The organism is Fructilactobacillus sp. X7R7C1 (assembly GCF_059901065.1).
The window spans coordinates 148990-161391 of sequence record NZ_JBWXVF010000002.1 but is presented as its reverse complement, the minus strand read 5'-3'; the positions used below and the strand labels follow the sequence as shown (position 1 = coordinate 161391).

Below are 12402 nucleotides of genomic sequence, written 5' to 3'. Positions count from 1 at the left end.
CGAGGTATTAGTTTTGAGAGAATCTAAGAGGGAATCATTATTTTCATCCAAGGCTTTGGTATATTTCTTACAATTATCTGAATCGCTGAACTATACAAAAGCTGCGGGTATTTTAGGAATTACACAGCCTGCACTATCCCAACAAATTAAAAAATTAGAAAATAAGCTCCATGCTAACTTATTTTATTCTGTTGGTAAACAAATTCATTTAACCGATGCGGGTTATACTTTAAAAAATGCTACCGAGGAAGTATATGGAATCCTTGATAATGCTACTGATGAAATTGAATCATATTCAAGCTCAATCCGTGGAACAATTAAGGTTGGAATTCTTTCTGCAATTGAAGATGAAATATTTGAAAATTTTGCCCTATATTTCTATGAAAAGAATCCAGATTTGCGAATTGAAATGTACATGTTGACTCAACAAACATTAATCTCTGATCTTGAAAGTGGAAGAATTGATTTAGCCATTATGTACCTACCAAACGAGAAATTGCATAATTGGAAGGGAATGGCCATTAAACCGATTACTCACGATACTTTGTGCTATGTTCATCATGATAAAAGTAAAATTGGAAGTAAAATCAATCTTAAAAAAGTTGTTGGGCCAATGGTAGGTTTCCCCAATGGTTATTACTTTAATCAATTTTTAAAGAACATTTACAGCGCCAAGCGCTATGAAATGCCAAAAATGGAAGCATGTTTTACAAGACCAGTGCAAATCATAGAATTTGCTTTATCATCTGGGTTAAATACCATTCTGCCGAAGACCTTTATGATGACACGTGATCGAACTAAAATGGCTCAAAAGAATACTTATTATACTGATATTATTCCTGATTTTTCTCTTCAAGCCGTTGCCGTCTATCGTGATACTAAAGATGGTATTCCGCGGTTAAATAAATTATTTGACGAATTTAGTGGTTTTGTAGGAGAATATGAGCAGGCTAAAGATGTATACTTAAGTAGTATTAATATAGAAGTTAGAGATCGTCAGAGACTCTTGGAAATATGGAAAAAGAGGAGAGAGAATCATGAGTAAAGAACTAGTTTTTGGACATAAAGTACCGGATACGGATGCAATTGTGGCTGCAATGGCACTCGCATATTTGAAGAAGCAAGACGGGTATGATGTAGAAGCAGTCGCTTTAGGCAATCCCAATGCTGAAACTAAGTATGTGCTTGATTACTTTGATACTAAGGCACCACGTGTGATTGAACGTGCAAAGCCTGAAGTTGATAAAGTAATGCTAGTCGACCACAACGAACCTCAACAAAGTGTAAGTGATATTGATCAATTAACCGTAACTGATGTTGTCGATCATCACCGAATTAATGGCTTTAACACTGCTGCACCTTTGTATTATCGTGCTGCACCTTATGGATGCTGCAGTACAATTATTACTAAGATGTTTTCAGAAGAGGGTATTAAAATTCCCAAGAAATTAGCCGGTTTAATGTTATCAGCCATTATCTCTGACACTTTATTGTTAAAATCACCGACTACTACTGATTTTGATCGCGATGCACTCAAAGCTTTAGCTGACATTGCCGGAATCGATGATTACGAAGATTATGGTGTTAAAATGCTTAAGGCCGGGACTAACGTTGACGCAAAAACTGATCAACAACTTATTGACGGAGATGCTAAGTCATTTACGTTAGGTGGTAAGAATGTCAGGATCGACCAAATTAACGTTGTCGATTTAGACGATATTACCAAACGTGCTGATGATATTAAGAAAGCTATGAAGGCTGAATCTAAGGATAAGGGCTATGATTTATTCTTAGTGCTTGTAACCAATATTCTTGATAGTAATTCAGAACTAATTGTAGTTGGGGAACCAAAGAGCGTGGTCGAACAAGCTTTTGATAACAAATTCAATGATGATGACATTATGAATTTGCCTGGAGTCGTTTCTCGAAAGAAGCAAGTTGTCCCCCCATTAACTGATGCATTAGAAAAAGAATAGTTATAAAAAATCCACTTAATTGTGGATTTTTTGGTTTAAAACAAATTGTTTGCTATTTAATTGGATAAGATATAAATTAAATATAGAAACAAATAGGAGGTTTATATTATGGCTGAAAATAATAAAGATGATTTGAGAAACCGCTTAACACCTGAGCAATACAACGTAACTCAAAATGCTGGAACTGAACCTGCATTTACTGGCAAATATGATGATTTTTATAAAAAAGGAATCTATGTTGATGTTGTAAATGGTAAGCCATTATTTAGTTCTGCTGATAAGTATGACGCTGGTTGTGGCTGGCCATCATTTACTAAACCAATTAGTGAAGACGAATTAAAGAATGATACTGATACTTCTTTTGGTATGATTAGACAAGAAGTTCGTGGTGCAGACTCTAAGTCCCATCTAGGACACGTCTTTCCAGATGGACCGCAAGACAAGGGTGGTTTACGTTACTGTATTAACTCTGCCGCTCTTAAGTTCATCCCTTATGATAAGATGGACGAAGAAGGGTATGGCAAATACAAAAAGTTTGTTGAATAATACAAATAACTGAAATAGAGGTCTTTATTAATGAGTGAAAAAAAAGAAACAGCAATTTTTGCCGGTGGTTGTTTCTGGTGCATGGTCCAACCATTTGATCAGATGCCAGGAATTATTTCCGTTGTATCTGGATACACAGGTGGTCATGTCCCAAATCCAACTTATGAGCAAGTTGCTTCAGGTACTACTGGTCACACCGAAGCAGTTAAAATTACTTTTGATCCGGGCATCATTTCATATAAAAAATTAGTTGAAATCTATTGGCATCAAACTGACCCAACCGACGCAATGGGGCAATTCCAGGACCGTGGTGATTCTTATCGTCCCGTAATTTACGTGAATAGTCCCGAACAACGTAAAATTGCTGAAGAATCTAAGAAAGAGTTAGAAAATAGTGGCGAGTTTGATGAACCAATTGTAACGAAAATTGAAGACGCTCAACCGTTTTATCCGGCTGAAGACTATCATCAAGACTTCTACAAGAAGAATCCACTTCGATACGCCATCGAAGAAAGTGGCGGACGGAAAAAATTCATTGATGATCATTGGAAGAAGTAAATAAGTTAACAAAAAGAATGTCAATTTGACATTCTTTTTTAATGACTAGTTATATGTAGTAAAATAAAAGTGGTATGAGATTAGTAATAAAGTGATTCTAATCTCATACTAATACTGAGTATATTCTGGGAGGTATTATAATGACTGAAGAAAAGATAAGACCAAATAAATCGCAAGACGTTTGGAAAGATACCGGTGAAAACGTTGAATTTGCCACTTTAGAGCTAACTAGAAAAGATCAAAAGGCGGCTCAAGAAGGAATCCAAGATTTTGCTGATCGTTCACAATCTATTATTAGATCAATGAGAATTAGAGAACCTGAAGCAAACCTTAGAGTTGCCATTGGTTTTAGTAGTAAAGCTTGGGATTACTTGTTTCCGAAGGCTAATAAACCTAAAGAATTAGAGGACTTTACAGGCGTTAATGGTCCAAACTATTCGATGCCATCATCTGAGGGAGATATCTTTCTTCATATTCGTGCTAATACTGAAGCCGTTGTATACGAAGTTACTACACAATTCATGCTCTTTTTAAGAGATTTTACTAAAGTAGTGAACGAAACTCATGGTTTTAGATATTTAGAGGGAAGAGCTATCATTGGTTTCATTGATGGGACTGAAGTTCCACAAGTTGAAGATGTTGCTCCATACGCGCTTATTGGTGATGAAGATCCCGAATTTATCAATGGTTCATATGCTTTTGCACAAAAATGGCATCATAACATGGACTATTGGAATCACCTAGATACTACTACTCAAGATAAAGCCATTGGAAGAGAGAAATTTTCTGACTTAGAATTACCTGATGAAGAAAAATTTAAAAATGCCCATAATGTAACTTCAAACACATCCGTTGACGGAGTTGAACAAAAAATTGTCAGGATGAATGTTCCTTATTCTGATCCTGCTAACAATGATACAGGAACTTACTTTATTGCGTATTCACGATACTGGCACGTTATTAAGGGCATGCTTCAACAGATGGTTGATGAAGATGATTTCTTGTTAACGTTCTCAACCTTATTAACTGGTCAAACGTTTTTCATCCCTTCAAGACCAATGCTTGAAAAAATTGCTGATGGGGATTTGAATTAGTCATCAGTAAATTTTTAAAAATTATTGATTAATTATCATTGACAAAAACGTTGGTTAAGCATAATGTATTGTCTAAAGAAAATGCTAAGAAAAGATGAGTACTGAACCAACCATGATACAGAAAGCAAGCGACGCTGAGATGTTTGCATATTGGCATTTAGAAAAATGGTCTTGGAGCATATATAGACAAGTTATTTACAAGTCATATTTGGATGGCGTCCATTAGAGCGCTATACACTGCTTAATTTATTCTAGATATAATTAGCAATGTTACTGAGGATTGGCAGAAAACTGACAATCAAGGCTCGGTGGTACCGCGTTTATTCGTCCAAGCTCTTGAAACTTTTGTTTCAAGAGCTTTTTTGTATTTTCTTTTAATATAATAAAACAACGGAGGCATAATATGTCTGATAATATTTTTGATTTAGCAATCATTGGAACAGGATCAGTTGGTTCGGCGGCAGGATATTACGCCAGTCAAAATAATAGCAATATTTTAGAGCTAGATATTGCTAAACCTCCACATACACTAGGATCACATCACGGGCAGACTAGAATTATCCGGCATGCCTATGGTGAGGGAGAGAAGTATATCCCACTACTACTAGAAGCTCAAAGATTATGGGATAAACTTCAAGAACAGAGCGGTAAGCGTCTTTTCCATAAAACCGGTGTTCTGCCGTTGGGCCAAAAGATTCAGCATTTTTAAATAATATCAAAGCGTCTGCCAATGACTACGATATTGATATTGTTCCTTATACTTCAACTGAAATTCACGATCAATGGCATAACTGGAATTTTAAAGATCAATACGAAGGGATTTTAGAGCCAGGTGCAGGGTATTTAGAGTCAGAGGAAATTATTAAAACATATATCGAAGGTGCTAAAAATAATGGCGTTACCCAAAGCTTTGATGGTTTTGTTAGAAAGATTGATCAGCAAGACAATGGAATTGTTAAGATTAAAACACAAGATTATACTTTTTATGCCAAAAATGTCATTTTATCAGTAGGAACCTGGGTCAAACAACTATTGCCAAATTTACCAATCACGCCAACAAGAAAAGTATTTGCATGGTTTAACGTCTCCGATAACGGTTTAAATGAAAATGAAGGGTTCCCAGCTTTTACGGTAGAACTTGCAGATGCTATTCAGTATTACGGTTTCCCAGGAAGTAATGGCACCATTAAAATTGGACGTCACCAGGGTGGTCAAAAGATTAAAAATAGAAAAGAAAGGGGCAATTTTGGCGATTATTCTGAAGATTTAGATGAAATCGATCCATTACTAAAGCATCATTTGACAGGGACTGATGGTATTGACCATGGTGGTACATGTTCGTATGATCTTTCTCCTGACGGTGATTTTATTATTGATCGGATTCCATCCATGAATAAGATTCAAATTGTAACTGGATTAAGTGGACACGGATTCAAATTTTCCAGTGTACTTGGTAAACTATTAAGTGATCAAGCTCTTGGAAAATCAAATCCTTATAACTTAGAACCATTTAGATTAGACCGGTTTAACCACTGAAAATAATCAAAAATTTAATCGATGAAATAACAACAAATGCTGTTGTTATTTTTTTGAAAGCAAGCCAATAATGAAGGTTATTTAAAAGCACTCATTATTAGCGTATCATTGAGTATAGAAACTATTTAAATAAGACTTTGATGTTGACCGAACGTTGAGCTTTAATGGTGTTGAAATAGATTCAGAAATTGTAAATGCAATTAAACAACTAGCAAAACGTAATGAAATTATCTTTGATTCAACCAGGCCAATCAGATATCTAATTTCAAGCGTACCAACATTTAAAAATAAGACATTAGTAGGTGCAAACGGGGCGCTTGTATCAAGAAATGGTCATACTTATTCAATAAAACCCATTAGTAATTGTGATATACAATTGACTAAAAATATCATTCAAAAATACGATTTAAATTACATAATTGATGATAATTGGAATTACAGTGATAAAGTAAGCGCTTTAAATCCAATATTTAAGCAACTAGACTCAAATCAATTAGCTGAAAATGTAGCTATCTCATCAATCAAAAAAGCCGTTAAAATCATTTTATTGGACATAAATAGTGACTTAATTGATAAAATACAGTATTCATTAAACAAAATACGTCATTTTGGCGAAAAGAATATTGATCTGACAGCTCAAAATATTAACAAATTCAGTACATTAAGAATTATAACCGATAGCAACTATTAGAAACTAGATTGCGTTTGGAAACGATAGTAACGATCAAGAATTACTCGCGAAAACTTTTAAAAGTAGATGAATCTACAGTCAGATCAAATTATTGTGAATCCAAATGATGAAGTTGCAAAATCAATTTAAAGTTATACAAATGATGATAATCTAAAATAAGTATGAATGGGTCTTTTATTAATATTAAGCCTACTTCGTATAATATATATTATGTAAACTAGAAAAAGAATAAATAATTAAATGTTTCCCTCTATAAATATATATTAAAAAGAACACCATTTTTGGTGTTCTTTAATTTCCAACTTATTTTATCTATTAATATCTTTGATCCATCCTAATGCAAGAGCTCCACTACCTAAATGGGTTCCAATTGCTGGTCCGAATGATCCGCGGGTAACTTTCATATTTGGATATTTTTCTTGAATGGATTTCTGCCAAACATCAGCTTCTTTGGGATTATTGGCATCAATTACAGCAACTTCAATTGGATAATTGGCTTTTGATACTGCTTGAGAAAATAAATCTTCAACACGTTTAAGTGCTTTTTTCTTAGAACGAACTTTATCAAATGCTACGATCTCATCAGTTTGGTTATCAAAAGTTAAAATGGGCTTTATGTTTAATAGTCCACCTACAAACGCTGTTGCATTTGATAAACGCCCACCCTTAACTAGGTTATCTAAATCATCAACAACAATTAACTCATCAATGGTTGACCGAAGAAGTTTAAGTTTTTGAATAATTTCTTCTGGAGGAACATTATTTTGTGCTAAATTAGCTGCATATTTCACTAAAGCAGCCATTGGATCAACAGTAATTCCAGAATTAAAAGGATAAATTTTGATGTTATCCATCATTTTGGCTACATTACAAACTGCTTGATACATGCCAGAAATGGTTGAAGCTAAATGAATACTAATCACTGCATCATAACCATCGTCAGCTAATTTATTATATTCTTCAATAAGTGCTCCAATTGGCGGCTGTGAAGTCGTCGGTAATTTGGGTGACTCTTTAAGCTTTTGGTAGAATTCCTTATTTGTAATGTCAATTCCTTCGCGGTAACTTTTACCGTTGAAGATTACGGAGATTGGAATAATATGAACATTATATTTTTTGATATCTTCCTTAGATAAATACGATGTACTATCAGTAACAATCGCTGTCTTCATTTCTTTCACCTAACCTATTTACGGATTTTCTTCATACTTGTTTCTAATCGATTGAGGAGAATCTTTAAAAGATTCTTTTCTTCATCAGTCCACTGATTAAAAATTTGTGTGGAAAGATCTTCGTAGTCATTACTAATTTGATGACATGCCTTCTTACCCTTATCAGTAATACTGTATATTAACTGGCGTTTATCCTGCCCAACGGCTTTCTTTTGAATCATTTCTTTTACAACTAATCGTTTCAATTGTCGTGATAAAGTTGATGTATCTAATTTCATTGACTTAGAAAGTGATTCTTGGGTCGTATAGCCATCATCAATGGCAATTAACAATTGCCATTCTGAAATAGTAAGATTTGATTTTTTGGTAAGAGCTTGGAGCTGTTGTTGATGCATTTTCCCAACAACTCTAAGAGCAGTTAAACTATTTTTCATTGATATTCCTCCGTAAAATATTATACCATTAATTGCCTAATACAAGATTACGGATTTAATATTTATGTGCTACCACTCAACAATATAAGTTATACTGGACAATGAAGCAAAAAGGAGTGTTATATATGTCATTTGACGGATCATTTACACATGCAATGAGTCATGAATTAAATAACAAATTACTAAACGGACGTGTTTCAAAAATAAACGAGCCCTACCCTAATGAAATTATTTTAACTATTCGTTCTAATCATAATAATTATCAGTTATTATTATCAGCGAATCCCTCATACGCTCGAGTACAAATTACAAACGTCCCTTTTACAAATCCGAAAGTTCCAACTAACTTTGCAATGACGTTAAGAAAACATTTAAGTGGAAGTTTTATTAGCAAAATTCATCAAGTAAACAATGATCGGATTATTCACATTCATTTTAATACAAGGAATGAATTAGGTGATATTGAGGAATTAGTCCTTGTCATTGAAGTAATGGCACGTCATAGTAACATCATTTTAGTTCAAGCTAAAGATTCATCAATAATTGATTCAGTTAGAAGAATTTCATCTGCTCAAAATCGATACCGAACCATTCTTCCAGGATCTAAATATATTCAACCCCCAAAACAAGATCTGATTGATCCATTTCAAGTTAACGAAAAAGAATTTACACAAATTGAAAAAATCAATCGTGAGTTTCCAAATGTAGATGTATTTGCTACTCAATTACGTAAATATCTTCAAGGACTTGGGACTGATACGTCCTATGCGCTCGCAAGTGCCCTTCATGTATCTGGATCAACTTTAAAACAAAAATATTGGAAATTTTTTAATCATTTCGAAAATCCAGAACCTATTATTGGAGATGATATGAAGGGAAAATTACAATTTTCAGCATTTCAGTATAACGGCATTCAGCCGGATAAAAGATTTAAAACTTTAAGCGAAATGTTAGATGAATATTACCAAACTAAGGTTCAACGTGAGCGAGTTCGAGAACAAGGGTCACAATTAATTCGAATCACCAAAAATGAATTAAAAAAGAATCGGAAAAAGCTTAAAAAATTACAAAATACCTTAGAAGAATCTGAGCATGCAGATGACCTACGGGTTAAAGGTGAGATTTTAATGACTTATTTAAATCAAGTTAAAGTTGGATCTAAAGAGATTAAACTACCCAATTTTTACAATAATAATAAGGAGATCATTATCTCACTAAATCCTTCCCTCTCAGCTTCTGAAAATGCTCAAAAATACTTTAAAAAATACGATAAAAAGCGAAATGCAAAGGAATATGTAGTTAAGCAAATCAAGGAATGTCAGGATGAAATTGATTATTTTGAGAGTATTGAATCCCAAATTGAAATCGCGGATCCACGTGATTTAGATGACATTAAGACAGAATTAAAAAATGGTGGATACATTAGGAAGCCAAAAAAAGGTAACAGTAAACATCATAAAACTAAAGTTAGCAAACCTGAAAAGTTTGTCTCAGATGATGGTGAGATAATTTTGGTTGGTAAAAATAATTTACAAAATGATCAACTTACCCTTCGGACAGCAGATAAACGTGATACTTGGCTTCATGTCCAAAATATCCACGGATCTCATGTAATAATTAGATCTTTCAATCCAACTGAACAGACAATTCTTCAAGCTGCTGAACTGGCTGCTTATTTTTCCAAAGCACGAGCATCTGCCAACGTGCCAGTTGATTACGTTAAAGTAAAAGCTGTAAAAAAGCCCAATGGAGGGAAACCCGGTTTTGTTACCTATCGGGGGCAAAATACGATTTACGTAACGCCAACGGAAGCAATTGTTAAACATTTAAGAGAGAATAGTAAAAAACAAGATACTAATTAGTATCTTGTTTTTTTACTTCAATAACTTGTTGGTTGCTTCGTTAATAGTATGACCTATTGATAATTTAGCCCCTGACTCGAGTGATCGGTCTTTTTGATAATCGTACACTCCAAGTTGCTTAAATGGGAAAGAAGCCTGCATCACCGTAAAATGTGTTGAAGAATCAATTTTGGGAACGGTATTTACAATTTTATCAATATTTAAATGTCCGGTTGCCATCCTGACCAGCACCCCAATCCAGTTAATTCCAGTGGACATATTTAAAAGAACGGTCTCGGTAATTCGAAGTGGTCTCACACCAGTAATTTTAATCTTGTCTTGATCCCTGTAAAAAAGAACCTGAACTAGTCCATGAAGACTTTGATTTTTCACCGCTACCTTAGCTCGTTCAACTAGCCCTTCCACATTCAAAACATCTTTACCATAAGGAACATAATAATCTGTTTGAAGACTGATATCGTCATCGTTTCCATCACCGGATTTAAACCCCACGGTTGAAATTGGAACTATTTTGTTCTCCGTTACTAATAAATCAAACGCAAAATCAACATGAGATCCATACCAAACTGCATCTTTTTGATTTGGTGGTAAAACCACCAACTTGAAATCATGATACTTGCTAAGTTCACGAATTAGGAAGTGACGATTACCCGGCAGAAAGACGTATTGGGGTTTCTCAGTTTGAATGACGTCTAAAATTTCTCCCAGTTGAATTGGTTCAATGTACTGCTTGTCACTCATCATTGGCGCTAAGGAGGCAGAATTAGGATTATTATTTAAAATTACAGTGTCAAATCCAATCTTTTTAAGTTGAATTAATATTTCACTAGTATAGAAATCAGAAGCAATATTGGGGCCAATTTTATTTCTACCCTTTCCAATTACTAGTGCGGTGTTATTCCCGATTTGATTAGATTCGTTGTCAATTTCATAACTAGCATAAAAGGAATTAATTTTTTCGGGAAATTCTCCAGCCGTTGGTTCGATCATTTTATAGGTTTTATAAGAATCCTTTTGACGAAGTTGATTGATATCTGTATGCCAAATGGATGACAACATTCCATCACCAAATCCCATTTCATGAGCTAACCTGAAAGCTTTAGCGTCATTTTGGTGTTTAAAAATATACGATCGACTCTTATCAATATTTGCCATGATCACAAAGAAAAATTGATCAATTTTGGTCAATTCTTGTAAATCTTCAATACTATAATGACGTGAGAGGGCTTCAAATAGAATTGGGAGTTGGATATCGGTTGGGTGAATTAATTGTGAAATTAGTTCATCTTCGGAAAGTTCAGAATAACTTGGCAAAACATCTTTTGGACTCGATTGCGAACTTCTAATGGCCTTTAACAAAGCGGCTTCGCAACTACGACCTACCCCAATTACTGATCCAATGGATTTGGTTTTAGTTCCAAGTCGTGAATCAGCATCAGGTAATTGCTCAAACGGCCAGATGGGGATTTTTACCGTGATATGATCACTGATTGGTTGAAGCACCGTCGTAAATTTATGAAAACGTGCTGGTAACTTAATTTTAGTAATTGGATAATTTAATAATAATTGTGAGGTAACTAAGGCAATTGGATATCCCGTTGATCTTGCTGCTAAGGTAGTACTCATGTTAAAACTAGGATTTACCTTTAGAACAAAACAATCATTTGTTTCAGTATTCAGAGCAAATTGTACATGACAAACGCCCTTCATTCCCAAAACGTCCATGACCTGAAATGAAATTGATCGCATCATTTGAATCTGGGTATCACTTAAAGTTTGTGCCGGGGTATAAACGACCGAATCATTTGAGTTCACTCCGACTGGATTCATATCTTCTAAAGAAGATACCATCAATTTTGTCCCCATTGTATCACGCAGTGAAACCGTTCCAACTTCTTTGTAGCCGACAATTTCCCGTTCAATTAGGCATTTACTAGACTTTGACTCCTCAAAGATGGTATCAGCATCGTTAGTTATTTGTTCCATGTTTTGAAAAATCAACCGTTGTTGTCGAACTTTAGGATCTAACGGTCTAACGGAAATTGGAAATGAAATTTTATCAATTACATTCCTTAAATCATCAAAATTATCAACAATATAATAATCAGGGGTGGGAATCCCATATTCTTTTAATCTTTGATTCAATCGATTTTCATTGTTAAACAGATCAATATTATCATCATTTAAACCAATAATTTTTACATTATTTTCTTTTAATATTCCATTTTTATTTAAGCGTTGAATAACCTTTAGTGCATTAACTCCGCCGAAAACTGAGGTAACTGCATCAATGTTCTCTGTTTCAATAACATGTTTAGCATTTTCAGTATTAACAGGTTTAATGGAAACATTATCAGGATTCATTTCCTGTAATATTACTGAATATGGATTATTATCCAAAAGAAAAGTAGTAATCCCAAGTTTCTTCCAAACCTTTAGTGCTTGAAATGCAGCGGAATCAAGCTCACATTCTTGACCAATTCCAGACGGTCCTGCTCCGATTATTAAGATTTTTTTGATATCGTCTTTCATT

Annotated in this window: 11 protein-coding genes and 1 pseudogene; 9 read left to right on the top strand and 3 right to left on the bottom strand. The window is 34.2% G+C overall.

Annotated elements, in window-relative coordinates:
- The first annotated feature begins 13 nt into the window (after positions 1-13).
- From AC6UDC_RS03780 to AC6UDC_RS03745, 8 genes and pseudogenes are all read left to right on the top strand, one after another.
- On the top strand, positions 14-1045 hold the full coding sequence (locus tag AC6UDC_RS03780; RefSeq protein ID WP_500695642.1) for a LysR family transcriptional regulator: 1032 nt from the start codon (positions 14-16) through the stop codon (positions 1043-1045).
- Complete coding sequence (locus AC6UDC_RS03775; RefSeq protein WP_500695643.1) at positions 1038-1976, top strand: manganese-dependent inorganic pyrophosphatase; 939 nt, start codon at positions 1038-1040, stop codon at positions 1974-1976. The genes AC6UDC_RS03780 and AC6UDC_RS03775 overlap by 8 nt, the downstream gene beginning before the upstream one ends.
- A gap of 108 nt (positions 1977-2084) precedes the next feature.
- Positions 2085-2522, top strand: a complete 438-nt coding sequence (gene msrB / locus AC6UDC_RS03770) for a peptide-methionine (R)-S-oxide reductase MsrB (RefSeq protein ID WP_500693758.1) — start codon at positions 2085-2087, stop codon at positions 2520-2522.
- A 30-nt stretch (positions 2523-2552) separates the two neighbouring features.
- Positions 2553-3080 carry a peptide-methionine (S)-S-oxide reductase MsrA gene (gene msrA, locus AC6UDC_RS03765; RefSeq protein ID WP_500707839.1) on the top strand — a complete coding sequence of 176 codons (528 nt, stop codon included), beginning with the start codon at positions 2553-2555 and terminating at the stop codon, positions 3078-3080.
- 140 nt (positions 3081-3220) lie between these two features.
- The gene (locus tag AC6UDC_RS03760) at positions 3221-4174 is read left to right on the top strand and encodes a Dyp-type peroxidase (RefSeq protein WP_500706491.1); all 954 of its coding nucleotides are present in this window, start codon (positions 3221-3223) and stop codon (positions 4172-4174) included.
- A 403-nt stretch (positions 4175-4577) separates the two neighbouring features.
- Complete coding sequence (locus tag AC6UDC_RS03755) at positions 4578-4883, top strand: FAD-dependent oxidoreductase (RefSeq protein WP_500721380.1); 306 nt, start codon at positions 4578-4580, stop codon at positions 4881-4883.
- A 5-nt stretch (positions 4884-4888) separates the two neighbouring features.
- Positions 4889-5710 (top strand): N-methyl-L-tryptophan oxidase, encoded by an 822-nt coding sequence (gene solA, locus AC6UDC_RS03750; protein WP_500721567.1) that lies wholly within the window; start codon positions 4889-4891, stop codon positions 5708-5710.
- Positions 5711-5858: 148 nt separating this feature from the next.
- Positions 5859-6401, top strand: a pseudogene (locus tag AC6UDC_RS03745) (HAD family hydrolase); the annotation flags it as partial.
- 308 nt (positions 6402-6709) lie between these two features.
- Here AC6UDC_RS03745 and AC6UDC_RS03740 read toward each other — a convergent pair.
- Both AC6UDC_RS03740 and AC6UDC_RS03735 read right to left on the bottom strand, forming a co-directional pair.
- Positions 6710-7573 carry a DegV family protein gene (locus tag AC6UDC_RS03740; RefSeq protein ID WP_500695648.1) on the bottom strand — a complete coding sequence of 288 codons (864 nt, stop codon included), beginning with the start codon at positions 7571-7573 and terminating at the stop codon, positions 6710-6712.
- Positions 7574-7587: 14 nt separating this feature from the next.
- A complete protein-coding gene (locus tag AC6UDC_RS03735; protein WP_500721375.1) occupies positions 7588-8007 on the bottom strand; it encodes a MarR family winged helix-turn-helix transcriptional regulator in 420 nt (139 codons plus the stop codon).
- Between the two features lie 125 nt (positions 8008-8132).
- On the opposite strand from AC6UDC_RS03735, the gene AC6UDC_RS03730 reads away from it, so the two are divergent.
- Entirely contained in the window at positions 8133-9869 is a 1737-nt protein-coding gene (locus AC6UDC_RS03730) for an Rqc2 family fibronectin-binding protein (RefSeq protein ID WP_500721373.1), read from the top strand.
- 12 nt (positions 9870-9881) lie between these two features.
- On the opposite strand, the gene AC6UDC_RS03725 is transcribed toward AC6UDC_RS03730, so the two are convergent.
- A complete protein-coding gene (locus AC6UDC_RS03725) occupies positions 9882-12401 on the bottom strand; it encodes a carbamoyl phosphate synthase preATP-grasp domain-containing protein (RefSeq protein ID WP_500721371.1) in 2520 nt (839 codons plus the stop codon).
- Position 12402 lies beyond the last annotated feature (1 nt).